This is a genomic window from Geodermatophilus sp. SYSU D00700, from assembly GCF_054050255.1.
In genome coordinates, this window is sequence record NZ_JBJGZA010000003.1 from 120,139 (window position 1) to 143,298 (window position 23,160).

Genomic DNA, 23,160 nt, shown 5'->3' on the forward strand with positions numbered 1-23,160 from the left:
CTCCTCCCGCTCCCCCGCCGGGCCGACACTGCTCGCGCCGTCACGGGGGACCGTCCTCGGGAGGGAGCGCACCGTGTCCGACCACCCCAACCTGATCCGCATGCGCGAGGGCTACGAGGCCTTCGGCAAGGGTGACCTCGACCGCCTCCGGGAGCTGTGGCGACCGGACATCCGCTGGCACGAGCCCGGGGACAACGCACTGTCGGGCCGCTACACCGGCGTCGACGAGGTCTTCGCCCTCTTCGGCCGGCTGTTCGAGATCACCGAGGGCAGCTTCCGGGCCGAGGTGCGGGCGACCTTCGCCGACGACACCGACGGCGTCGCGGTCGTGCGGCTCACCGCCCACCGCGGGGACCGGGACATCGACGTGGTCGCCGCCCACCTGTTCCGCTACGACGAGGACGGTCGCGTCGCCGAGTTCCAGGAGGCGCACACCGACCAGGCCGCGGTGAACGCGTTCTACGCCTGATCTTCAGCCGGAGGGGAGCGCCGGCCCCTCGTCCTTGAGCGCGACGCCCGACGCCCCCAGTTCCCGCGCGGCCGACAGCAGGGCGGCGACGGTGTCGGCGGCCTGCGCGTAGGACAGCCCGTGGGGTGGGCGGACGTTCGAGACGCAGTTGCGCTCGGCGTCCACCCGTCCCGGCCGCGGGTCCCAGGTGAGGTAGACGCCGAGCGAGTCCGCCGACGACAGCCCCGGCCGCTCGCCGATCAGCACCACGACCGCGCGGGCGCCGAGGGCCTCGCCCACCGCGTCGCCGAGGGCCACCCGCGCCTGGGTGGCCACGACCGGCGGCGCGAGCGTCCAGCCGGGCAGCCGGTCGCGCAGCGCGGCGACCAGGCCGGGCCCGTGCGCCTGCACCGCGCGGGGCGAGAGCCCGTCGGCCAGCACGACCGCCAGGTCGGCGTCGGCCCGCGGCAGCGCCGTCCCCTCGGCGAGCCGCCGGCCGAGGTCGGGACGCTGCAGGTAGGTGGCCCGGTCCGGCGCGGCCGAGGCGACGACGAGCACCTCGCCGCCGAGGTCGGTCCGCAGCGCGTCGACGTCGAGCGGCGAGTGGACGGCGTCGCGGGCGGCGGCGTGCGCGGCGCGGAACTCCAGCTCGCGGGCGGTGGGCAGCGCGTCCCCGGCGCGGCCGAGCGCCACCCGCGCGCGGGTCGCCGACCGCAGCACCGACCACGGGTCGTCCCCGACCACGGTGCCATTGTCGCGATCAAGGCTCTCCTGGGTGCCTTTGTCGCGGTAAAGGCTGTTCTCGGTCACGGGGTCGCCGCCGCGAGCAGGGCGCGGGCGGCGGGCGCGTCGGGGGCCAGCTCGCGCACCCTGCCGCCGTCGTCGAGCAGGTCCATCCGGGCCAGCCACGCCTCGAACTCCGGCGCCGGCCGCAGCCCCAGCACCTGGCGCGCGGTGAGGACGTCGGAGAACGACAGCGACTGGTAGTGCAGCATCACGTCGTCGGCGCCCGGGACGGCGATGACGAACGAGCAGCCGGCCGCCCCGAGCAGCAGCGTCAGCGTGTCGGTGTCGTCGCCGTCGACCTCGGCGTGGTTGGTGTAGCAGACGTCCACGCCCATCGGCAGGCCGAGCAGCTTGCCGCAGAAGTGGTCCTCCAGGCCGGCGCGCAGCACCTGCTTGCCGTCGTAGAGGTACTCCGGGCCGATGAACCCGACGACGGTGTTGACCAGCAGCGGCTCGAAGTGCCGCGCGACGCCGTAGGCGCGGGCCTCCAGCGTCTGCTGGTCCACCCGCCGCCCGCCGATCCCGAGGTGGGCGCCCGCCGACAGCGCCGACCCCTGCCCGGTCTCGAAGTAGGTGACGTTGTCGCCGACCGTGCCGCGGCCCAGCGCGAGCGCCCCGGCGCGGGCCTCGGCGAGCAGGTCGAGGGTGACCCCGAAGCCGCGGTTGGCCTCCTGCGTGCCGGCCACCGACTGGAACACCAGGTCCACCGGCGCGCCCTGCTCCAGCGCGCGCAGCGTGGTGGTCACGTGGGCGAGCACGCACGACTGGGTGGGGATGTCGTAGCGGCTGATGACCGCGTCGACCAGCTCGAGCAGCGCCACGGTGCGGGCCGGCGAGTCGGTGGCCGGGTTGATCCCGATGACGGCGTCGCCGGAGCCGTGCAGCAGCCCGTCGAGGATCGAGGCGGTGACCCCGACCGGGTCGTCGGTCGGGTGGTTGGGCTGCAGCCGCGACGCCAGCCGCCCGGGCAGGCCGATCGTGCTGCGCAGCCCGGTGACCACCCGCGTCCGCCGGGCGACGGCGACCAGGTCGGCGGTGCGCATCAGCTTCGACGTCGCGGCGACCATCTCCGGCGTCAGCCCGGGCGCGAGCGCGCTGATCGCCGCCTCGTCGCCGGCCGCCGTCCAGGCCAGCAGCCGGTCGCGGAACTCCCCCACCGTCAGCGACGCGACCGGGGCGAAGGCGGCGGCGTCGTGGGTGTCGAGCACCAGCCGGGTGACGTCGTCCTCGTCGTAGCCGACCACCTGCTCGTCGAGGAAGGTGGCCAGCGGCAGGTCGGCCAGCACCGTCTGCGCGGCCACCCGCTCCTCCGCCGACTCCGCGGCGCACCCGGCGAGCACGTCCCCCGAGCGCGACGGCGTCGCCTTCGCCATCAGCTCCACCAGCGACGGGAACTCGTAGGTGTGCCCGCCGAGGGTGGCCCGCCGTCTCACCGGACGTCGTCCTCGGCCTCGGCGAGCAGCTCGAACTCCTCCTCCGGCGCCGAGGCCACCAGGTGGTGCCGGCTGTAGAGGGCGAACCAGGCGAGGAAGACGACGTAGGCCGCGAGCGTCCACAGCGCGGCCTTGACGTCGACGAGGAAGGTGGCCACCACCGCGGCGGCCGCCAGCACCAGCGCGACGCCGGTGGTCGCCGTGCCGCCCGGGGTCCGATACGGCCGCGGGAGGCCCGGTTCGCGGCGGCGCAGCACGATGTGGCTGACCATCATCAGCACGTAGGAGACCGTCGCCCCGAAGACGGCCATGTTGAGCAGCATCGCGCCCTGGCCGGTGAGCGAGAGCACGAAGCCGATGGCGCCGGGGACGAGCAGCGCCAGCACCGGCGCCCGGCGGGAGTTGGTCACCGACAGCGCCCGGGGCAGGTACCCGGCGCGGGAGAGCGCGAAGGTCTGCCGCGAGTACGCGTAGATGATCGAGAAGAAGCTGGCCACCAGCCCGAACAGGCCAGCGTAGTTGACCACCCGGGTCAGCCCCTCGGAGGCGCCGGCGCCCGCGAGCGCGTCGACCGGCGGGTTGCCCGAGCCGGCGATCGCCTCGGACCCCGCCGCGCCGGGGGTGAACACCAGCATGAGGACGGCGAGCACGACCAGCACGCCCATGGCCGCGACGATCCCGCGCGGCATCGACCGGGCCGGGTCGCGGGCCTCCTCGGCGGCCAGCGGCACGCTCTCGACGGCGAGGAAGAACCAGATCGCGAACGGGAACGCCGCCCAGATACCCATCAGCCCGTACGGCAGGAAGGACGAGGCGCCGGCCGCGTCGGTGGGCGCGATGTCGAGCAGGTTGCCCGCGTCGAACTGCGGGATGGCGCCGACCAGGAAGACCACCAGCCCGGCGAGCGCGACGACGGTGACGGCGAACATCGCCTTGAGCGCCTCGCCGACGCCCATCAGGTGGATGCCGATGAACAGCGCGTAGACCACGAGGTAGACCCACCAGCCGTCGGTGATCCCGAACAGCCCGAGGGACTCGACGTAGGCGCCGATGAACGTGGCGATCGCCGCCGGTGCGATGGCGTACTCGATGAGCACCGCGACGCCGGTGGCGTAGCCGCCCCAGGGGCCCAGGGCGCGCCGGGCGAAGGTGTAGCCGCCACCGGCGGTCGGCAGCGCCGAGCCCAGCTCGGCCAGCCCGAACACCATGGCGGTGTACATGACCGCCATGAGCACGGTGGCGATCAGCAGGCCGCCGAAGCCGCCCTCCCCCAGGCCGAAGTTCCAGCCGGCGTAGTCACCGGAGATGACCGCCGAGACGCCGAGGCCGGCCAGCAGCAGCCAGCCCGCGGTCCCGGTGCGCAGCCGGCGCCGCTCGTGGTAGCCGGCGTCGACCCGCTCGGCCTCGACTCCTCCGTGGGCCGGCCGGGCCGGAGTGGGACGGGCGGTGGGATCGGCGGTCATGGGCGCTCCCGACGTCGGCCCGCCGTCGGCGGGGAGCGCCAGCCTGGTCCCGCGCCGGGTGCCGGGTCAACGGGGTGCGACGGAACGGAACGTGCCGTTCACGCAGCCGGCCTCACGGGATCCCGTGCCACCGCCCGCTGGTCGCGTTGCCCTCCGGCCTGGACTCGAAGACGTTGCCCGCCGTCGGCGGGGTCCGGTCGTCGTCGGCGAGGGCGAACACCCGCAGCAGCGGGCCGACGAGCGCGTCGTAGAGCGCGGGGAACAGCCGGAAGCCGAGGATGACGACCGGGTTGGCGAAGCCGGACTGGACCAGCCGCCGCGGCCGGTCCAGCCGGGCCACGACCGAGCGGGCCACCCGCTCCGGCGAGTAGATCGGGATCGGCGGGCGGCCCTTGAGCCCGATGTAGCTGCCGGCCTGCGAGTAGATCGGCGTGTTGACCCCACCCGGTGCCACGGCGGAGACCGAGATGCCCGGGACGTCCCGGGTCTCCTGCTGCAGTGTCCGGACCATCGCCAGCTGACCCCACTTCGCGGTGGTGTAGCTGCCCATGAACGGGGTGGTCACCGACGCCAGCAGCGAGCTCACGACCACCAGGTGGCCGGCGCCCTGACGGCGGAACACCGGCAGCACCACCCGGGCGAGGTTGCCGGTGCCGTGCAGCGTGGTGTCGACGACCCGCTCGAACACCTCCTTGGGTAGCTCCTCGAGTCGCCCGTAGGCCACCACCGCGGCGGAGTGCACGACCACGTCGAGGCTGCCGAAGCGGGCGACCGTGCCGTCGACGGCGGTGCGCAGCGCGTCCTCGTCGAGCACGTCGGCCGGGCAGACGACGACGTCGGCCGCGCCCTCCGCCTTCACCTCGGTCGCGGTCTCCTCCAGCGCCTCCCGCCCGCGGGCCAGCAGGACCAGGTGCGCGCCGCGCTGGGCGAACAGGCGGGCGGTGGCGCGGCCGATGCCGCTCGAGGCCCCGGTGATCAGCACGGTTTGCGGCATGCGGCGACGTCTCCTCGGCTCGGGTTGCCGGGGAGGTGGACGGGCCCGGCGCGGACGGACCGGGAGCGCCTACCCCGATCCGTTGTCCGCCATGCGATCGAGCACATCGAGCAGTCGGCCCGGGCCGGTGACCGCCGTCCCCTCCGGCAGCCGGGCGCGCAGGCCGCGGTCGGCGGTCACCGCGAGCACCGCCCGGCCCTCGTCGGCCAGGTCGGCGGCGGTGCGCGCCAGCGCGTCGTCACCGCTGCCGGCCGCGCGGACCATGCGGACGCCGTCGGGCGCCGGGACGTCGCGGGCGGCGCCCTCGACGACGACCACCACCTCCTCGACCAGCGCCCCGTCGACCCGCCGGCCGGGCACCCCGGCGAGCCGCCGCAGCAGCCGGACGGTGGCACCGGCCCGGTCCCGCCACCAGCCGTCGGGGCGCGCGCCGACGACGTTGGCCGCGTCGACGAGCAGGACCGTCACGGCGCGGCCTCCTGTCGGGTGAACGCGGCGGGGCTCCGGTTCGCGGTGATCACCGCCGGGTACCCGCAGGTCAGCGAGGCGGTCCCGACGGGCCGCCCACGAGACGAGGAGGACCGGGTGGCGACCAACGACCGTACCCAGTACGACCACGACGCGACGATGACCGGCGAGGGGGCGCACGCCACCCGCGGCCCGGCCCGCGACGCCGTCGCCGCGCAGCGCGACCGCTTCGGCGGGATCAAGTGGGGCGCGGCGTTCTTCGGCTGGCTGTCGGCCAACGGGCTGGCCGTGATCCTGATCGCCCTGGTGTCGGCGGCCGGGGTGGGGCTGGGCCTCGCGCAGGGCGTCGACAGCGTCGGCGAGGCCACCGACCAGGCCGCCGGCATCGGCCTCGGCGGCGCGATCGCCGCCCTGGTGGTGCTCTTCCTCGCCTACCTCGCCGGTGGCTACGTCGCCGGGCGGATGGCGCGCTTCAGCGGGGTGCGCCAGGGGCTGGCGGTGTGGCTGATCGGCCTGCTGGTCGTCGTGCTGCTCGCCGTCCTCGGGATCGCCTTCGGCGCCGAGTACAACGTGCTGCAGCAGCTGAACCTGCCGCGCATCCCGGTCGACGAGGGCACCGCGACCACCGCCGGCATCGTCACCCTGGCCGCGATCCTGGTCGCGACGCTGGTCGGGGCGCTGCTCGGCGGCAAGCTCGGCACCCGCTACCACCGCCGGGTCGACCGCGCGGGCTACGGGATCTGAGCGCCGACCGCGGGGCCGGACGCGAGCCGGCCCCGCGGCGGCCCTCCTGCAGGGGCCCGCCGCGAGCTCGCGAGCGGTGGGGGGCAGGAGGGTCCTTTCTCTACGCTCCGCCGCATGTGCCGGAACATCCGTCCGCTGTCGAACTTCGAGCCGCCGGCCACCGACGACGAGGTCCACGCCGCGGCGCTGCAGTACGTGCGCAAGATCAGCGGTGCGACGAAGCCCTCGCGGGCCAACGCCGAGGCCTTCGACCGCGCCGTCGCCGAGGTGGCCGCCGCCTCGGCCCGGCTGCTCGACTCCCTGGTCACGACGGCGCCCCCGAAGGACCGCGCCGTCGAGGCGGAGAAGGCCCGCGCCCGCGCCGCGCTCCGCTACGGCACCTGACGCCGGGCACCTGACGCCCCAGCGGGTCGTGCACGATCGACCGCCGCCCCCGGGCATGGCGCGGGTCGGAACGGGTAGGTCGGGAACTCCGCTTCCCCGACGACAGGAGTCAAGTCATGGCCCGCAACACCCTGTCCCGCGCGCTGCACGACCTCGGCCTGTCCGCCTGGTTCGGCGGAACGCTGGCCAACGCCGTCGCCCTCAACGCCGCCGCCGGCGAGGCCGGCAAGGACACCGGCCGGGTCGCCAACGAGGGCTGGAACCGCTGGACGCCGGTGAACGCCGTCGCGATCGGCGCCCACCTCGTCGGCAGCGTCGGCCAGCTGCTCGGCAACCGCGGCCGCGTCGCCAAGCAGGAGGGCGTGGCGACGATGTCGGCGGCCAAGACGCTGCTCACCGCTGCGGCCCTGGGCGCCACCGCCTACAGCCGCTCGCTGGGCATGGTCGTCAACAGCCAGAGCAACCCCTCGGCGAAGTCGGGCACCAAGCCGACCAAGCGCACCAAGGCCGAGATCGCCGCAGCCCAGGAGCAGCTGCAGACGCTGCAGTGGGTCATCCCGGCGCTGACCGGCGCCCTGGTGTGGGTGAGCTCCTACGCCGGTGAGCAGCAGCGGCCCAGCGAGGTCCTGCGCGGCGTCTCCCGCTGACCGCACCCGAGAGCGCACCCACCCGACGACCCAGCGAGGAACCGTGGACCGCACCGACACGCGCAGCGTGACCGTCACCGGCAACCGGGTCGCGGAGGACCGGCGGCACGGCGGCGGACCGGCGGGGGCCACCCGCTGCCCCGACTGCACCGACGGGCTGGGCCAACCGCGCCCGGTCGAGCCGGGGTCGTGGCGCGACCGGGTCCGGCGCAACCCGGCGCTGGCGCTGCCCTACCGGATCGCCGTCTTCGTCGCCGGCCTCCTGTTCGTGCTGCTCGGCCTGGCGCTCACGGTGCTGCCCGGCCCGCTGACCATCCCGCCGGTCCTGGTCGGGCTGTGGGTGTGGTCCACGGAGTTCGAGTGGGCGCGGCGCATCTTCGTCACGTTCCGGCGCAAGGCGGTCGCCGCGTGGCGGCACGCGAAGCAGCACCCGGTGAGCTCCCTGGCGGTGACCATCGGCGGCCTCGCCGCCGCCGCGCTGGTGTTCTGGGCGGTGGGCCACTTCCAGCTCGTCGACCGGGCGAGCAGCGCACTGGGCCTGGGCTGACCCGCACTCCCGGCCGCCGTCCGCACCCCGCGGACGGCGGCCGGCGCGCGTCCGGGCCCGTGCGGCCCTGAGACTGGAACCCGTGGCCGGACCGCGCGCCCTCCCCGCCCGGCTGTCCCGGCTGGTGCGGCGCGGGCGGACCCCCGGCCTGCGCACCGCGAAGACCGTGCTGGCCGCGGTGCTGGCGTTCCAGATCGCCTCCTGGCTGGACACCACCAGCTCGCCGATCCTGGCGCCGCTCACCGCGCTGCTGGTCGTGCAGCTGACCCTCTACGAGACGGTGGCGACCGGCTGGGAGCGGATCGCGAGCGTCACCGCCGGCGTCCTGATCGCGGTGCTGTTCGCCGCCGTGGTCGGGCTGACCTGGTGGAGCCTCGGGCTGGTCGTCGCGCTCTCGCTGCTCGTCGGCCGGCTCCTGCGGCTCGGTCCCCACCTGGCCGAGGTGCCGATCAGCGCGATGCTCGTGCTGGCGGTGGGCGGTGCGGAGGACGCGGCGCTGGGCCGCATCTGGGAGACGCTCATCGGCGCGGCGGTCGGTGTGCTGGTGAACGTGCTCGTCGCCCCGCCGCTCTACGTCCAGCCGGCCGGCGACGCGATCGCCGAGCTGGCCGAGCGCATGGCCGCCTACTGCGAGGACCTGGCGGCCGCGCTGCGCGGCCCGTGGTCGCGCCGGCTCACCGCCGAGTTCCTGGACCGCGCCCGCGGGCTCGGGACGGAGGTCGCCCGGGCCGACCGCCGGCTCGACCGCACCGAGGAGAGCGCCCGCCTCAACCCGCGGGGACGGACGGCCCGCGAGGCCCAGCCGCGGCTGCGCAACACCCTCACCGCCCTCGAGCGCATCCACGTCACCCTGCGCAACCTCGCCCGGGTGCTGCTGGACCGCACCTACTTCCTGCCCGAGGACGAGGCCGACCGGGCCTGGTCGCCGGCCGCACGGGAGGCGCTGGCCGACGTGCTGGTCACTGTCGCGACGACCCTGCGCGAGGCCGGCGCCGTGGCCGCGGGCACCGCACCGGCCTCCGGCATGGACGCCGCCCGGCTCGCCGCGCAGCTCGAGCTGCGGAGCCGGCTGGCCGAGGCCCTCCTGGTCGACCCCCGGGCGGACCCGGCCGCCTGGTCGCAGCACGGCACCCTGCTCGACGCCGTGGACCTGCTGCGGGTGGAGCTGGGCAGCGCGCTGCGCCCGCCGTCGGCCTCCTGGGCCCCGCCGCCGCTGGCCGGGGCGCAGCGGCGCGCCGTCCGCCGGGCGGTGGCGCGGCGCCGGCGCCGCTGACCGTGGGTCAGGGTCGGGTGAGGACGACCGGCCCGTCGTCGGTGACCGCCACGGTGTGCTCGACGTGGGCGGCGCGCCGGCCGTCGGCGGTCACGACTGCCCAGCCGTCCTTCTTGTGCCGGTAGCGCTCGCCGCCGGCCAGCAGCATCGGCTCGATCGCCAGCGTGCTGCCGGCGTGCAGCCGCACCCGGTCCAGCCCGGTCTGCGGGCGGTTGGGCACGAACGGCGGCTCGTGCATCGAGCGGCCGATGCCGTGTCCGCCGTGGTCGGGCAGGTGGGCGAACCCGTGCCGGCGGGCGACGGCGTCGATGGCCTGGGCGACGTCGAGCAGCGTGGCGCCGGGGACCGACGCCGCGATCCCGGCCGCCAGCGCCTCCTCGGTCGCGGCCACCAGGCGGGCGTCCTCCCCCGTCCCGCCCGACCCGATCCGCACGGTGATCGCCGCGTCGCCGTTCCAGCCGTCGACCACGGCACCGCAGTCGATGCTCAGCAGGTCGCCGTCCTTGAGCCGCTGGCCGCTGGGCCGGCCGTGCACCACGACCTCGTTCGGCGACAGGCACAGCGCGCCGTTGTAGGCCGTCGGCGCCCAGGCCGGCTTGTAGCCGAGGAACGACGACGTCGCGCCGGCCTCGCGGATGCAGGTCTGCGCCAGGTCGTCGAGGTCACGCAGCTTGACGCCGGGGACCGCCGCCGCCCGCACCGCCTCGAGCGTCTGCGCCACCACCCGTCCGGCGTCGCGCATGGCGTCGAGTTCGTCGGCGGTACGGGAGGGCAGCAGGAGCAGGTCCACACCCCGACGGTACGAGACCTCTCCCGGACGTCCGTGGTGGCGGCGACGGGTGTCAGCCGGCGGGGTCGCGGCGGACGTCGGCGGGGTCCGGCGTCCGGAAGACGGTGTCCACCCGGTCGACGTCAGGTGCCTGCGTGCGGGTCGGGTCGGGACCGTCGGTCTCCGCGGATCGGTCGGGTTCCTCCCCGCCGATGCCGAAGCCCTCGGCGGGCGCCGGCCCGCCGGCGCCGGGGTCGGCGGCCGCGATCTCGTCGGGCGGACCGCTCGAGTTGGGCGTCATCGGTTCCCACATCGACGTCATGCCCCGTCCGGTACCCATCTGCCGCCCGGAGGGGTGACCGCAGGGTGGACGGCAGGTGACGAGGAGGTGTCTCCTGGGCATACAGACCGGATCGCGCGGCGGGGCGAGGGCCCAGGGGGTCCGCGGCGGGTCGAGGAGGAGCCGGGCAGATGGCCACCACGGGTTCGGGACAGCGGGCAGGGCGGGACACGCGGCCGGGCCCGGCGGGCGGGGACGCGTACGCCGGTGACGGCGAGCGGCGTGAGACCCACGCCGAACGGGTGGACCGGGAGCTCATGGAGCTGCTCAACGAGCTGCGCGTAGCACTGCCCGGCGTGCAGTTCCTGTTCGCCTTCCTGCTGGTGGTGCCCTTTCAGCAGGCCACGGGCCGGGCGACGGACTTCCAGCGCGACCTCTACTTCGTGACCCTGGTGGCTGTCGTGGTCGCCACCGCCCTGCTCATCGCCCCGGCAGCCCAGCACCGCGCGCTGTTCCGGCAGCACGACAAGGAGGACCTGCTGCGGCGGAGCAACCGCTTCGCCGTCCTGGGTCTGAGCGTGCTGGCCGTGGCGATCGTCGCGGCGGTGGTGCTCGTCATCGACTTCCTCTTCGCCCTGCCCCAGGCGCTCATCACCGGCGGAGTGATGGCGGCGCTGCTCGGGTGGCTGTGGATCGCCAGCCCGCTGGTGCAGCGTGCCCGTGGAGGCAGCGCCGAGGAGTGACCCGGCGTCGCCCCGGGCCGCCTTGCGGGTCTCCTCCGGCACGCCCGGCGTCCTCGGGGACGGCGGCCGGTGGTGGGTGGAGGTCCGCATGAGCAGTGCCCGGGCGGCGGCCGTGGTGACCTGGGTGTGCGCCGCCGGGTTCGGGCTCCCGGTCATCCCGGTCGTCGTCGTCCTGGCCCGGAGCCAGGCCCTCCCCTCCCTGTTTGGGCTGTTCCCGGTGTACGGCGGGCCGTGGTCGTCGCGACTCGCCGCGGACGCCCTCACCTGGCTGCTCCTCACCTTCCTCGGCGTGTGCCTGCTGGTGTCCTGGACGGCGGTCATGCTGTGGAACGGCTCGCGGAAGGGTGGCGTGCTGAACGTCGCCCTGCTGGCGGTCGAGGCCGTGTTCTGGTTCGGCTTCGCCCTGCCGGGGCCCGTGGTGCTCGGCGCTCTCCGCGTGTTCCTCGTCGCCCGCGCGTGGCCGTCCCTCCGCTGACCACGGGGTGATCCGCAGCGGGCCGGAGTCCTCGGCTTGTGCGCGCGAGGAGGACCCGCCTCAGAACGGAGGTGGGTCGTCCGGGTCACCGGCTGGTGGTCCGGCGTCCTTCGGTGGTGGCTCGGGTGCGGCCGCTGGTGGCGGTGGTGGTCGCACGCCCGGTGGGCGGGTGGTGCGGGTGACGCCCGAGGGTGTGGTGACGGTGAGGGTGCCGTCATCGCTCATGGTGAAGCGCCAGCCGCGGGCGAAGGTCTTGAGCCGGTGGTGGCTCCGGCACAGGCAGCACAGGTTGGCGCAGTCGGTCGCTCCGCCGCAGGCGTGCGGGATGACGTGGTCGGCGTCGGCCCAGCCGACCCGCTGGCCGCAGGTGGGGAACCGGCAGGCGCGGTCGCGGGTGCGCACGAACGCCTGCTGCACCGCGGAGGGCGCGTAACGGTTCACCTGCTCGGGCCGGTCGAGCACCGCGCACCCGCACCGGCACCCGCACCCGCTGTCCGGCTCGTCGGCGGGGTCGGGGTGGTCCGGGCAGCCGCGGGCGGCCAGCCGGCGCAGCCGGTCCAGCGTGCCGGTGGCGCGCAGGGTGCCGTCGGCGTCGGTGAGCGCCACCGTCACCGACCCACCCTCCGGCGCCCGCACCTCGAGCGCGTCCAGCTCGCGCAGCAGGTCGCGCAGGTGCGCGGCGGTGATGGGCAGCCCGTTGACCTGCCCGGCCTCCGCCGAGCGGCCGGCGAGGGCGGCGAGGGTGGTGATGATGGTCAGCTGCGCGGTCACCGCCGGGCCGGTCTCCCACGGGCGCTGGATCAGGTCGGCGAACACCACCGTGCGCAGCTCCCCGCTCGGCCGCTCATCACCGTCGGCCTTGAGCATCCCGGCGAGAGAGTCGACCAGCGCGTGGCAGGCCGCGGCGACCTCGGCGGGCAGGTCGGCGGCCAGCGTGGCCATCCCCTCCAGCGGCGAGGGGTCGACTCGCACGTCCGCGCGGCGGCGGGCCTGCTGCTTGCGCCGGCCGACGGCGTCGCCGTCGAGGTCGAGCAGCAGCGCCAGCGCGCGCTACTTGAGCCGGCCCACCGTCGACTGGGCGGCCGCGGGCAGCAGCGCCGCCTCGATCCGCCGGGCGATCCCCGCCGGGGCGTGCTCGAGCACGTCGACCAGCGCCTTGGCGCGGGCCTCGTCCAGGGCGCCGGCGGCCAGCGCCGCCCAGGTGGCGGGCAGGCGCTCCCGGTACACCCACGCCCGGTGGGCCAGGTGGTTGGCGGTGCCGCGGCCGCAGTTGAGCACCACCGCCAGCTCGGCGGTGAAGAACTCCGACACCCCGGCAGCTCGGTGTCCGGCGCCCACGAACCCGTGCGCGCGCCGGGAGTGCCGGGCGCGGGATCCAGGTCATCGGGAGAGTCGTCGGCCAGGCCCAGCACCAGTTCCGCCTTGTACGCGGCGGTCATGGCCTCCAGCTGAGTGACCCGTTGCAGCTCCGCCGCCTTCTGATCCCGCGACAACAACGTCACCGGCAGCCGGCGCAACGGCGCGGGCGTCGCGATCACCGCGGCGAGCAGCGCCTGCTCCACCGGCGACCGGTGCTCCGCGACCTCCTCCACGACACCGAACCTACGGCGTGGGTACGACAGAAACGCGACCCTGACCAGCACCGATGCCGATGGGCCGACCGAGCACCGCACAGATCGCGTCGGCGACGTCGTCGGGGTCCTCGTGCTCCCAGAACCGCAGCACCCGCCAGCCCAGCCCGGTGAGGACGGCGTCGGCGCGGCGGTCGCGGGCCACGTTGCCGGCCAGCTTGGCCGCCCACCACGCCCGGTTGGCCTTCGGCAGGTGGCCGCAGGTCGGGCAGCCGTGCCAGAAACAGCCGTCGAGGAAGACGACCAGCCGGCGGCCCTTCCACACGATGTCGCCCCGTGCCCGCGTCTCCCGGCACGGCCGCACGTCCACACGGAAGCGGATGCCCCGCGCGTGCAGCCGTCGGCGGACGGCGAGCTCGTGCCGGGTGTCGCGCCTCCCCTGCCGCCGGAAGCGCGCGGCCACCACATCGGACGACGGCGGCGGGGCGGGACCAGGGCCTGCCGTCGACACCCGGCCATGCTGCACGCCCGCACCGACACCGACCGGCAGGTGAGGTTCGCCTACCCTTCCTCTCCGTGACCGCGACGGCCGATCGGACGCTCGAGGCGCCACGGGTGCCCGCACCGCCGCGCTGGTCGCCGGTCGAGCTGGTCCCCCCGGTGGTGCTCGCGCTCCTCTGCGCGGTCCTCCTCGCCCCCGGCCACGGGCTGTGGTTCGACGAGGCGTTCACCGCCGAGGTCGCCCGCCGTCCGCTGGCCGACATCGTGCGCGCGATCGCCACCGGCGAGGGCGTCACCAGCTACCTCGCCGACGTCCCGCCGTCGTACAACGCGCCCTACTACCTCGTCGTGCACGCCTGGGTGTCGCTGCCCGGCCTGGGCAGCGACACCTCGCTGCGGGTCCTGTCGGTGCTCGCCACCGCCGGCGGCCTGGCGCTCGTCACGCGCGCGGTCACCCGGCTGGCCGGGCGGGCCACCGGCGTGCTGGCCGGGCTGGTGCCCGCCTGCGCCCCGCTGCTGCTCGAGCAGGCCGTCGAGGCCCGCAGCTACGGGCTCGCGGTGCTGGCCACCGGCGGGGCGCTGCTCGGCGTAGTCCGCTGGCTGCAGGAGGGCCGCGGCCTGCTGCTGTTCGGCCTGGCCGGCGCGGGGATGGGCCTCATGCACTGGTACGCCGTCACCGTCCTCGCCGCGTTCGTCGTCGCGGCGCTGCTGCTGCGCGGACGGGCTGCCACGAGGGTCGCCGCCGTCGGCACGCTCGCGGCCCTGCCCGTGGGAGCCCTGGTGGGCGTCAACCTGCTCAACGGGACGGGGTCGCGCAACGCCGAGCACCTGCGCGACACCGGCGGCACCCTGGCCGACCTCGCCGTCGAGGCCTGGGCCGGCGGCCGAACGCCGCTGCTGTACCTCACCGTCGGCCTGGCCGTGGTCGGCGCGCTGCGCGGTGCCGGGGTGCGCGTCGTCGGCGTCTGCTGGGTGCTGGTGCCGCTGCTGCTCCTGCTGGCCGCCGAGACCGTCCGCCCGGTGTACCTGCCGCGCTACCTACTGGCCGGGCTGATCGGCCTCGGCGTGCTCGCCGCCGCAGGTGTCACCGCGCTGCCCCGCGGCGCGCGGACGCCGGTGGCCGCGACCCTGCTCGGCCTGTCCCTCCTGGCCAGCGCGCCGCTGGCCGTCCGCGAGCCGCGGGAGCGCTCCGACGACGCCGTCGCCCTGCTGCTGCGCGAGCAGCGCTCCGGCGAGCCGGTGGTGGCCGCCGACCAGCGGGCGGCGATGGGGCTCGACCACTTCGTCCGCACCCAGGGCCCGCGGCTGCGCCTCGACGTCGTCCTGCCGCCCGACGACGCCCCTGCCGACGCCGACCGGGTGTGGCTGGTCCGGCGACTGGTCGACGGCGAGCCGGTGCCCACCGACGACGACGCGGTCCTCAGCGACGCCGGGCTGTCGCTGACGCGGACCTGGGACCTGCCGGCGGTGAAGACCGACCTGGTCGTGCAGCTCTGGACCCGCTGACCGCCCACGCCAGCGACCGCAGCGACTGGCGCAGCCGGGCGCGGGAGGTCCACGCCGACTCCCCCACCGGCCGCCGGTCGCGGGCGACGGGCACGCTGGTCAGCGGCACCCCGGCCAGGCCCGCGGCGAGGACGACACTTGGGGCCCGCCCGTCCAGCACCGCGGACACGACGGCGTCGCGCACCGCGGGCCCGAGCGTGAGGAAGGCGCCGGCGTCGGGCGGCAGGCCGGTGAGCGCGGCCGCGACCCGCCGGTGGAGCCCGCCGGTCAGCCGCCGCACCGGCGACTCGTAGCGGCCCCGGCGGCCGGCGAAGACCGCGCCGACATCGCCCCGGGCCAGCCGGTCGAGCAGCACGGGCACCGCCTCGGGCGGGTCCTGCAGGTCGGCGTCGAGGCACACCCACGCGTCGGCGTCCTCGGCGGCCAGCCCGGTGGCCAGCGCCCGGTGCTGGCCGGCGTTGACCGCCAGCGCGGTGACCCGCACCCGCGGGTCGGCGGTCGCCAGCTCCCGCGCGACCGCCAGGCTGGCGTCGGGTGACGCGTCGACGACCAGCCGCAGCACCCAGTCCCGCCCGTCCAGCGCCGCGGCCAGCCGGGTGTGCAGCGGCCGCAGGGTGGCCTCGTTGCCGTACACGGGGACGACGACGGCGACGCGCGGGGAGCTCACGCCGCGGCCCACGTGCGCGCCACCCCCTCGGCCAGGTCGACCTGCGGCGTCCACCCCAGCAGCGCACGGGCCGCCCGCGGGTCGCACACCCAGTCGGCGGTGTCCCAGTCGCGGCCCGGGTGGGCGCCCGGCGCGGTGGCGATCGGCCGGCCGGTGACCCGCTCGGCGGTCGCGACCAGCCCGGCGACGTCCGTCTGCACCCCCGTGCCGACGTTGACCACCGCCCCGGCCGGGAGGTCGTCGGCCAGTGCCGCCCGGACGCAGGCGTCGACGACGTCGCCGACCCACACCCAGTCGCGGCGGCTCAGCCCGGCCGGGAGCGGCACCGTCGCGCCGGTGCGGGCGGCGCCGAGCACCACCGGCACCAGCCGGGTCGGGTGGTCGCCGGGGCCGTAGACCTGGAAGGCCCGCAGCACCGCGGCGCGCACCCCCCGCTCGGCGGCGGCGGCCTGCAGCAGCAGCGAGCCGGCCGCCTTGGTGGCGCCGAAGAAGCCGCGCGGCCGCAGCGGCGCATCCTCCGCCAGCGGCGCCGGACCGGCCGCGTACTCGGTCGAGGAGCCGAGCCGCACGACCGCGCGGCAGCGGTCGGGCAGCGCGTCGACCAGCCAGGGGCTGGTGTTGACGGCCACGGTGGCGACCCGCTCGGCGGCGGTGGCCTTGGCCCGCCCGGCGGCGAGGGAGAAGACGACGTCGGGATCGGCGGCGCGCACCGCCGCGGCGGCGGCGACCGGGTCGGCGAGGTCGACCTCGGCGCGGGTCAGCCCGGTGACCGCCCAGCCGTCGGCCCGCAGCCGGGCCACCAGGTGCCGGCCGACGAAGCCGCCCGCCCCGGTGACCAGCGCCCGGCCGCTCACGCGGGGACGGGCACGGGCGCGGCGGCGTCCTCCACGGCCGCCACGAACGCGGCCCGCCGCCCGGCCGCGGTGAGTGGGCCGGCGGCGGCCATGACCTCCAGCGAGGCGAGCAGCCGCGGCACCTCGGTGAACGGGTCGCGCCCGGCCATGTCGGCGGTGAACGAGCGGCGGAGGAAGGTGAAGTCGGTGCCCAGCCGGACCAGCTCCGCGGCCAGCAGGTCCCCGGGCACCGGAAACCCGCCGCCGGGCAGGGTCAGCCCGCCGACGCCGAAGGGCACCGGCACCGCGGCGCGGACGGCGTCGACCGTGCCGTCGACCAGCGGCCGGAACAGCTCGGTCGAGCGCCGGTCGATGCGCAGGTCGTTGAGCCCGACGTAGAGGCGCGACAGCGGCCGCGCGGCCAGCTCGGCGACCCGCTCGACGGCGTCCTGCGTCTCGACCAGGATCCCCAGCCCGCAGCGACCGGCGACCAGGTCCAGCGCGCGGTCGACCTCCTCGGGGGTGCGCACCATGGGCAGCAGCACCTCGTCGGCCCCGGCCGCGACCGCGTCGGCGACCTCGCGCGCGGTCCACGGGCCCGCGGCGTTGACCCGGCACAGCAGCCGCCCGTCGGTCGCCGCGCGCACGCGGACGAGGTCCTCGTGGGTGTCGGCGTTGATCTGGGTGCCCTCGCCGGCCTGCCGGCGGTGCTTCCCGCGGCGCTCCCAGTCGACGACGATGCCGGCCGCGCCGGCGCTGACGACGTCCCGCCCCCAGGCGGGGTCGACGGTGAAGAGGAACAGGTCCACGAGAGGTGAGCGTAGGCACACCTAACTCGGACCCCGCAGCCAGGCTCCCCGAGGTGCCTTTATCGCGACAAAGGCTGCAGTCGGGCCGGGGCGCCCGGAGCCGGGAAGGGCACGGCGGGGCCGGCGACGACCACCCCCACCTCGGCGCCCTCGTCGGGCAGCGCCCCACCGTCGGTGCGCGCGCTGACCCGCAGCCCCGAGGGCAGCTCCAGCTCGATGCGGGCGTCGTGGCCGTAGAAGTCGACGCCGCGGACCCGCGCGCGGGCGCCCGTCCCGGCCGACAGCCGCAGCTGCTCGGGCCGCAGCAGCACCCGGACCGGGCCGTCGGGGCAGGGCCGGCCGAGCTCGAGCTCGCCCAGCTCGGAGGCGACCCGCCCGCCGGCGGCGGTGCCGTCGAGCACCACGGCCTCCCCGACGAAGGAGGCGACGTCGAGGTCGTGCGGCTGGCGGTAGAGCGTCCGCGGGTCGGCGAGCTGGGCGAGGGTGCCGCCGCGCACGACCGCCACCTGGTCGGCGGTCGACAGCGCCTCGGCCTGGTCGTGGGTGACCAGGACGGCGGTGGCGCCGGTGGCCCGCAGCGCGTCGGCGACCGCCCGGCGGGTGTCCTCCCGCAGCGCGGCGTCGAGGGAGGAGAACGGCTCGTCGAGCAGCACCAGCGAGGGCTCGGGCGCCAGCGCGCGGGCCAGCGCCACCCGCTGCTGCTGGCCGCCGGAGAGCTGGTGCGGCGCGCGGTCGGCGAGCGCGGCGTCGAGGCCGACCAGCGCCAGCAGCCCGGCGATCCGGGAGCGGTCGCGGCGCAGCCGCCGGGGCAGTCCGAAGGCGACGTTGCCCGCGACGCTCAGGTGCGGGAACAGGCCGCCCTCCTGCGGCACGAAGCCGATCCCGCGCAGGCGGGCGGGGACCGCGCGCCCGGCCCCGGCCACCACCCGGCCGCCCAGCTCGACGGTGCCGGCGTCGGGGTCGTCGAAGCCGGCGACGATGCGCAGCAGCGTCGTCTTGCCGCAGCCGGAGGGGCCCAGCAGCGCGGTGGTCGTCCCCGTCGGGACGTGCAGGTCCAGCCCGGCGAGCACCGGGGTGCGGCCGTAGGACTTGGTCAGGCCGGTGACGGTCAGCGCGCTCATGGGGTCGGACCTCGTCGGACGGTGCGGGGCAGGACGTCGCGGGACAGCAGCACCGTCGCCGGTGCGGACAGCAGCACCATCACGACGGCGTAGGGCGCGGCGGCGCCGTACTCCAGGGCGCTGCTCGCCGACCAGAACGCCGTCGCGAGCGTCTCGGTGCCCGTCGGGGCGAGCAGCAGCGTGGCGGTGAGCTCGGTGACCACCGCGAGGAACACCAGCGCGGCGCCCGCGCCGATGCCGGGGGCCAGCAGCGGGAGGGTCACCCGCACCAGCCGGGCCGGGGCCGCGACGCCGAGGGAGGCGGCGACGTCGTCGTGCACCGGCGGGGACTGCTCGACCGCCGCCCGCACGGTGACGATCGCCCGGGGCAGGAACAGGATCGCGTAGGCGGCCAGCAGCACCGGCACGGTCTGGTACAGCGCCGGCAGGAACCGGATGCCCACCGCCACCAGCGCCAGGGCGACCACGATCGCCGGCACGGCGCTGCCCAGGTAGGTGGCGCGCTCGAGCAGCGTGGCCAGCGGCCCGCGGCGGCGCACCGCGAGCCACCCGGTGGGCAGCGCCAGCGCGGTGGTCACGGCCGCGGCCGCGGCGGCCAGCGCGAGCGTGGTCCCGGTGGTGGCGGCCAGGGCCGCGCCGTCGACCCGCGCCGAGGTGCCGGTGAGGAACCACGACACCAGCGCGCCGGCCGGCACCAGCAGCGACAGCCCCACCACCGTCGCGAGCGCCAGCAGGGCCGGGGCGGTGAGCCGCCCGAGCGGCGCCGGGCGCGGCCGGCGGGCGGCGCCGGACCCGGTGCGGGCGTAGCCGCGGGTGCCGCGCAGCCGGACCTCGGCCAGCAGCAGCACCAGGCACAGCAGCACGAGGACGCCGGCGAGCATGGTGGCCGCCGGGCCGTTGAACGTGGCGCGGTACTGGTCGTAGACGGCGGTGGTGAAGGTCGGGTAGCGCAGCATCGCCAGCGCGCCGAACTCGGCGAGCACGTGCAGCGCGACCAGCAGCGTCCCGCCGAGGACGGCCACCCGCAGCTGGGGCAGCTGCACCCGCCGGAACACCGCCCAGCCCGACAGGCCCAGGCCCCGGGCGGTCTCCTCCAGCGCCGGGTCCAGCCCGCGGAAGGCGGCGACCGCGGGCAGGTAGACGAACGGCGCGTAGGACAGCGACACGACCAGCAGGGCGCCGCCGTAGGTGTCCAGGCCGGGCAGCAGCGAGATCCACGCCGAGGCGGTGACGAACGCCGGCAGGGCCAGCGGCGCCACCAGCAGCACGTGCCACACGCGGCGGCCGGGCAGCGCGCTGCGCTCGACCAGCCAGGCCGCCCCGACGCCGAGCACCGCGCACACCGCGACGCTGCCGCCGACCAGCGCGAGGGTGTTGCGCAGCAGCTCGGCCACCCGCGGCCGGAACACCAGCTCGGCCACGCCGCTCCAGCCGACCTCGACGGCGGCCACCGCGATGTGCGCCAGCGGCAGCAGCGCCAGCGCGGCGACGGCGGTGGCCAGCAGCACCGTCACCGGCGAGCGCCGGGCCCGGGACGTGCGCCGGCCCCGCGACGCCGGTGCGGTCGGGGTCGCGGCGGCCGGTCCGGCGGCGGGGCTCAGAGCAGACCCACCTCCTGCATCAGCTCGGTGACCCGCTCCTGGTCGAGGGAGGCGGGGTCGACCGGCGGCGCGCCGAGGGTCTCCAGCGGCGGCAGCGCCTCGGCGGAGGGGACCCCGGTGCCGACGGCGTACTCGAGGGCGGTGCTCTCGGCCAGCCGCTGCTGCGCCTCGGCCCCGGTCAGGTAGGCGACCAGCCGCTGCGCCTCCTCCGGCTGGTCGGACGAGGCGAGCACGCCGGCACCGGACACGCTGAGGAAGGCGCCCGGGTCCTGGGCGGAGGGGTCGCGCACCCCGAAGTAGTGCAGCCGGGCGTCGTCGCCCTTGAGCCCGCCCTCGGCCTGGTCGCGGTACCAGTAGTAGTGGTACATGACGCCGGCGTCGATCTCGCCCTCGTCGGCGGCGACCATCACCGCGGTGTTGCTCTGGTAGACGCCGGCGTTGCGCTCCAGGCCCTCCAGCCACGCCCGGGTGGCGTCCTCGCCGCGCAGCGCCAGCACCGCGGCGACGATCGCCTGGAAGTCCGCCCCGCCGGCGGCGATGCCAATGCGGCCCTCCCACGCCGGGTCGGCCAGCTCCATGATCGAGGCGGGCAGCTGGTCCTCCGCCAGCGCGGCCGGGCTGTAGACGAGCACGGTCGAGCGGGCCGCGAAGCCGGTCCAGGTGCCCGAGGAGGGCCGGAACGGCTCGCCGACCTGGTCGAGGGTCTCCTGCTCCAGCGGCGCCAGCAGGCCCTCGCGGTCGAGCACGGCGATCGACGGGCTGTTCTCGGTGAGGAAGACGTCGGCCGGCGAGGCGTCGCCCTCCTGCACGATCTGGTTGGCCAGCTCCGCGTCGTTGCCGTCGCGGAACTCCACCTCGATGCCGGTCTCCTCGGTGAAGCCCTCCAGCATCGTGCGCACGAGGCTCTCGTGCTGGGCGCTGTAGACGGTGAGCGTGTCGGCGTCGGCGGCACCGGCGCTGCCGCAGGCAGCCAGGGCCCCGGAGAGGCAGACGGCGGTCAGCGCGGCAGCGGTCGCCCGCCCGGGCCTGGTCACGGGTCCTCCAAGAGACGTGGACGGCGGTGTCGTCAGCCGCCCAGGGTAGGCACACCTAAGCAGATGCGCCGACGGCGCGGTCGGCGATGAGTCCCGCCGCCGCGGCCGGTCCTCCTGTCAGACCCGTGCGGGACCGTGCGGGCACCCGACACGGACGCAGGAGGTGGGGCACGTGACGGCGTACGTCGGCGACACCGTGCCGGCCGGGGATCGAGCAGCGGGGGACGACGACGTCCCGGCGATCGAGGCCACGGGGCTGGTCAAGCGGTTCGGCACGACGACGGCGGTGGCCGGCGTCGACCTGTGCATCCCGCAGGGCGGGGTGCACGGCTTCCTGGGTCCGAACGGGGCGGGCAAGACCACCACCATCCGGATGCTGGCCACCCTCGTCCCGCCCGACGCCGGGCGGGCGCGGGTCTTCGGCCACGACGTCGTCACCGAGGCCGACGCCGTCCGCGCGCGGGTCAGCCTCACCGGCCAGTTCGCCTCGCTCGACGAGGACCTCTCCGGCGCGGAGAACCTGCTGCTGCTCTCCCGCCTGCTCGGCTACTCGCGGGCCGCGGCCCGGCAGCGCACCGACCAGCTGCTGAGCGCCTTCGGTCTCACCGAGGCGGCCGGCAGGCAGGTCAAGCAGTACTCCGGCGGCATGCGGCGGCGGATCGACATCGCCGCGAGCATCGTCGTCCGGCCCGACCTGATCTTCCTCGACGAGCCGACCACCGGCCTCGACCCGCGCAGCCGCAACCAGGTCTGGGACGTCGTCCGCGCGCTGGTCCGCGGCGGTACCACGGTGCTGCTGACCACCCAGTACCTCGACGAGGCCGACCAGCTCGCCGACCGCATCTCGGTGATCGACGCCGGCCGGGTCATCGCCGAGGGCACGCCGAGCCGGCTGAAGGCGTCGGTGGGCTCGGGCACGCTGCACGTGCGGGTGCTCGACCCGGCCCGCCGCGGCACCGCGCGCGAGCTGCTCCAGCGGGTGCTGGGCGTGCCGGTGGCCGAGGACGGCGACCCCGCGGCGCTGACCGCCCGCGTGCCCGAGGCGGGGCCGGCCGCCCGGGCGCTCACCGCACTGGAGGCGGCCGGCATCGAGCTGGCCCAGTTCGCGCTCGGCCAGCCGAGCCTCGACGAGGTGTTCCTCGCCCTGACCGGCCGGCCCGCCGAGGACGCCGGCACCCCCGCTCCCGACCCGGAGGACCGACGATGACCGCCCTCGACAGCGCCCCCGCCCGGCTCGCGGCCCCCGACACCGACGCGGTGCTGGCCGCGCTCGGGTCCGGGGAGCGCCCGCGGCCCCAGGGCCCCCTGGCCGCGTCGGCCACCTTCGGCTGGCGGACGCTGCTGCGGATCAAGCACGTCCCCGAGCAGCTGTTCGACGTCACGGTCTTCCCGGTGATGCTGACGCTGATCTTCACGTACCTCTTCGGCGGCGCCCTGGCCGGCTCGGTCGAGGCCTACGTGCAGTTCTTCCTGCCCGGGATCCTCGTGCAGAGCATCCTCATGATCACGATGTACACCGGCGTCGCGCTCAACACCGACATCGAGAAGGGCATCTTCGACCGCATCCGCTCGCTGCCGGTCTGGCGGCCCAGCGCGCTGGTCGGGGCACTGCTCGGCGACGTCGTCCGGTTCACCCTCGCCTCGGTCGTGGTGCTCGGGCTGGGCATGGCGCTGGGGCTGCGGCCCGGTGGCGGGGCGGTGGGCCTGCTGGCCGCCGTCGGGCTGCTGCTGGTCTTCGCCTTCGCCCTCGGCTGGATCTGGACCTACCTGGCGCTGCGGCTGCGCACCCCGCAGGCGGTGATGGGCTGGTCGATGATGGTGCTGATGCCGCTGACGTTCGGCAGCAACATCTTCGTCGACCCCGCGACCATGCCCGGCTGGCTGCGGTCGGTCGTCGAGGTCAACCCGGTCAGCCACCTGGTCAGCGCGGTGCGTGGCCTGGTGCACGGCGGGGTCGCCGGCTCCGACGTGCTGTGGGTGCTGGCGTGGTCGGTCGTGCTGGTCGCCGTCCTCGGCCCGCTGACGATGCGCCGCTACCGCGACCGCGCCTGAGCCCCGCCCGG

27 protein-coding genes are annotated in these 23,160 nt (G+C 76.2%); 11 read left to right on the plus strand and 16 right to left on the minus strand.

What is annotated here, in order from left to right:
- Positions 1–73 precede the first annotated feature (73 nt).
- Positions 74–469 (plus strand): nuclear transport factor 2 family protein, encoded by a 396-nt coding sequence (locus ACI79V_RS03845; RefSeq protein WP_456886967.1) that lies wholly within the window; start codon positions 74–76, stop codon positions 467–469.
- Positions 470–472: 3 nt separating this feature from the next.
- Here the strand turns inward: ACI79V_RS03845 and eutC are convergent, their stop codons facing one another.
- The 5 genes from eutC to ACI79V_RS03870 form a co-directional block, all read right to left on the minus strand.
- Positions 473–1,192, minus strand: coding sequence for an ethanolamine ammonia-lyase subunit EutC (gene eutC, locus ACI79V_RS03850; protein WP_456886971.1), 720 nt, complete (start codon positions 1,190–1,192; stop codon positions 473–475).
- A 62-nt stretch (positions 1,193–1,254) separates the two neighbouring features.
- A complete protein-coding gene (locus ACI79V_RS03855; protein ID WP_456886973.1) occupies positions 1,255–2,667 on the minus strand; it encodes an ethanolamine ammonia-lyase subunit EutB in 1,413 nt (470 codons plus the stop codon).
- The gene (gene eat, locus ACI79V_RS03860; RefSeq protein ID WP_456886975.1) at positions 2,664–4,130 is read right to left on the minus strand and encodes an ethanolamine permease; all 1,467 of its coding nucleotides are present in this window, start codon (positions 4,128–4,130) and stop codon (positions 2,664–2,666) included. The genes ACI79V_RS03855 and eat overlap by 4 nt, the downstream gene beginning before the upstream one ends.
- Before the next feature lie 112 nt (positions 4,131–4,242).
- A complete protein-coding gene (locus ACI79V_RS03865) occupies positions 4,243–5,124 on the minus strand; it encodes an SDR family NAD(P)-dependent oxidoreductase (protein WP_456886977.1) in 882 nt (293 codons plus the stop codon).
- A gap of 69 nt (positions 5,125–5,193) precedes the next feature.
- Entirely contained in the window at positions 5,194–5,592 is a 399-nt protein-coding gene (locus ACI79V_RS03870) for a hypothetical protein (RefSeq protein ID WP_456886979.1), read from the minus strand.
- A 117-nt stretch (positions 5,593–5,709) separates the two neighbouring features.
- Here ACI79V_RS03870 and ACI79V_RS03875 point away from each other — a divergent pair, with 117 nt between their 5' ends.
- The 5 genes from ACI79V_RS03875 (at position 5,710) to ACI79V_RS03895 (ending at position 9,187) form a co-directional block, all read left to right on the plus strand.
- On the plus strand, positions 5,710–6,336 hold the full coding sequence (locus ACI79V_RS03875; RefSeq protein ID WP_456886981.1) for a hypothetical protein: 627 nt from the start codon (positions 5,710–5,712) through the stop codon (positions 6,334–6,336).
- Between the two features lie 114 nt (positions 6,337–6,450).
- Complete coding sequence (locus ACI79V_RS03880; RefSeq protein ID WP_456874611.1) at positions 6,451–6,720, plus strand: DUF2277 domain-containing protein; 270 nt, start codon at positions 6,451–6,453, stop codon at positions 6,718–6,720.
- A 116-nt stretch (positions 6,721–6,836) separates the two neighbouring features.
- A complete protein-coding gene (locus ACI79V_RS03885; protein WP_456874610.1) occupies positions 6,837–7,367 on the plus strand; it encodes a hypothetical protein in 531 nt (176 codons plus the stop codon).
- Positions 7,368–7,410: 43 nt separating this feature from the next.
- Positions 7,411–7,914, plus strand: a complete 504-nt coding sequence (locus ACI79V_RS03890; protein WP_456886983.1) for a PGPGW domain-containing protein — start codon at positions 7,411–7,413, stop codon at positions 7,912–7,914.
- An 82-nt stretch (positions 7,915–7,996) separates the two neighbouring features.
- Positions 7,997–9,187, plus strand: coding sequence for an FUSC family protein (locus ACI79V_RS03895; RefSeq protein ID WP_456886985.1), 1,191 nt, complete (start codon positions 7,997–7,999; stop codon positions 9,185–9,187).
- Positions 9,188–9,194: 7 nt separating this feature from the next.
- Here the strand turns inward: ACI79V_RS03895 and map are convergent, their stop codons facing one another.
- A complete protein-coding gene (gene map, locus ACI79V_RS03900) occupies positions 9,195–9,977 on the minus strand; it encodes a type I methionyl aminopeptidase (RefSeq protein ID WP_456886987.1) in 783 nt (260 codons plus the stop codon).
- 52 nt (positions 9,978–10,029) lie between these two features.
- The gene (locus ACI79V_RS03905) at positions 10,030–10,257 is read right to left on the minus strand and encodes a hypothetical protein (protein ID WP_456886989.1); all 228 of its coding nucleotides are present in this window, start codon (positions 10,255–10,257) and stop codon (positions 10,030–10,032) included.
- 170 nt (positions 10,258–10,427) lie between these two features.
- Here ACI79V_RS03905 and ACI79V_RS03910 point away from each other — a divergent pair, with 170 nt between their 5' ends.
- Positions 10,428–10,979: a DUF6328 family protein gene (locus tag ACI79V_RS03910; RefSeq protein WP_456886991.1), complete on the plus strand. Its 552-nt coding sequence runs from the start codon at positions 10,428–10,430 to the stop codon at positions 10,977–10,979.
- An 88-nt stretch (positions 10,980–11,067) separates the two neighbouring features.
- The gene (locus ACI79V_RS03915; RefSeq protein WP_456886993.1) at positions 11,068–11,454 is read left to right on the plus strand and encodes a hypothetical protein; all 387 of its coding nucleotides are present in this window, start codon (positions 11,068–11,070) and stop codon (positions 11,452–11,454) included.
- Between the two features lie 60 nt (positions 11,455–11,514).
- Here ACI79V_RS03915 and ACI79V_RS03920 read toward each other — a convergent pair whose 3' ends face one another.
- The 3 genes from ACI79V_RS03920 to ACI79V_RS03930 all read right to left on the minus strand — a co-directional run bounded on the left by ACI79V_RS03920 (position 11,515) and on the right by ACI79V_RS03930 (position 13,536).
- Positions 11,515–12,426 (minus strand): HNH endonuclease signature motif containing protein, encoded by a 912-nt coding sequence (locus ACI79V_RS03920; RefSeq protein ID WP_456886995.1) that lies wholly within the window; start codon positions 12,424–12,426, stop codon positions 11,515–11,517.
- Positions 12,427–12,504: 78 nt separating this feature from the next.
- On the minus strand, positions 12,505–12,765 hold the full coding sequence (locus ACI79V_RS03925) for a DUF222 domain-containing protein (protein WP_456886997.1): 261 nt from the start codon (positions 12,763–12,765) through the stop codon (positions 12,505–12,507).
- Between the two features lie 291 nt (positions 12,766–13,056).
- Positions 13,057–13,536, minus strand: coding sequence for a very short patch repair endonuclease (locus ACI79V_RS03930; RefSeq protein ID WP_456886999.1), 480 nt, complete (start codon positions 13,534–13,536; stop codon positions 13,057–13,059).
- A gap of 65 nt (positions 13,537–13,601) precedes the next feature.
- Here ACI79V_RS03930 and ACI79V_RS03935 point away from each other — a divergent pair, with 65 nt between their 5' ends.
- A complete protein-coding gene (locus ACI79V_RS03935) occupies positions 13,602–15,032 on the plus strand; it encodes a hypothetical protein (RefSeq protein ID WP_456887001.1) in 1,431 nt (476 codons plus the stop codon).
- Here ACI79V_RS03935 and ACI79V_RS03940 read toward each other — a convergent pair.
- The 6 genes from ACI79V_RS03940 to ACI79V_RS03965 all read right to left on the minus strand — a co-directional run bounded on the left by ACI79V_RS03940 (position 14,947) and on the right by ACI79V_RS03965 (position 21,097).
- A complete protein-coding gene (locus ACI79V_RS03940) occupies positions 14,947–15,699 on the minus strand; it encodes a glycosyltransferase (protein ID WP_456887003.1) in 753 nt (250 codons plus the stop codon). The genes ACI79V_RS03935 and ACI79V_RS03940 overlap by 86 nt on opposite strands.
- Positions 15,696–16,553: an NAD-dependent epimerase/dehydratase family protein gene (locus ACI79V_RS03945; protein WP_456887004.1), complete on the minus strand. Its 858-nt coding sequence runs from the start codon at positions 16,551–16,553 to the stop codon at positions 15,696–15,698. The genes ACI79V_RS03940 and ACI79V_RS03945 overlap by 4 nt, the downstream gene beginning before the upstream one ends.
- Positions 16,550–17,341: an aldolase/citrate lyase family protein gene (locus ACI79V_RS03950; protein WP_456887007.1), complete on the minus strand. Its 792-nt coding sequence runs from the start codon at positions 17,339–17,341 to the stop codon at positions 16,550–16,552. The genes ACI79V_RS03945 and ACI79V_RS03950 overlap by 4 nt, the downstream gene beginning before the upstream one ends.
- 59 nt (positions 17,342–17,400) lie before the next feature.
- Positions 17,401–18,462 carry an ABC transporter ATP-binding protein gene (locus ACI79V_RS03955; protein WP_456887010.1) on the minus strand — a complete coding sequence of 354 codons (1,062 nt, stop codon included), beginning with the start codon at positions 18,460–18,462 and terminating at the stop codon, positions 17,401–17,403.
- Positions 18,459–19,976: an ABC transporter permease gene (locus ACI79V_RS03960; protein ID WP_456887012.1), complete on the minus strand. Its 1,518-nt coding sequence runs from the start codon at positions 19,974–19,976 to the stop codon at positions 18,459–18,461. The genes ACI79V_RS03955 and ACI79V_RS03960 overlap by 4 nt, the downstream gene beginning before the upstream one ends.
- 83 nt (positions 19,977–20,059) lie before the next feature.
- Positions 20,060–21,097 (minus strand): iron ABC transporter substrate-binding protein, encoded by a 1,038-nt coding sequence (locus ACI79V_RS03965; protein WP_456887014.1) that lies wholly within the window; start codon positions 21,095–21,097, stop codon positions 20,060–20,062.
- Between the two features lie 172 nt (positions 21,098–21,269).
- Here ACI79V_RS03965 and ACI79V_RS03970 point away from each other — a divergent pair, with 172 nt between their 5' ends.
- Entirely contained in the window at positions 21,270–22,304 is a 1,035-nt protein-coding gene (locus tag ACI79V_RS03970) for an ATP-binding cassette domain-containing protein (RefSeq protein WP_456887016.1), read from the plus strand.
- Entirely contained in the window at positions 22,301–23,149 is an 849-nt protein-coding gene (locus tag ACI79V_RS03975; RefSeq protein WP_456887018.1) for an ABC transporter permease, read from the plus strand. Before ACI79V_RS03970 ends, ACI79V_RS03975 begins: the two co-directional genes overlap by 4 nt.
- The last annotated feature ends 11 nt before the right edge of the window (positions 23,150–23,160 follow it).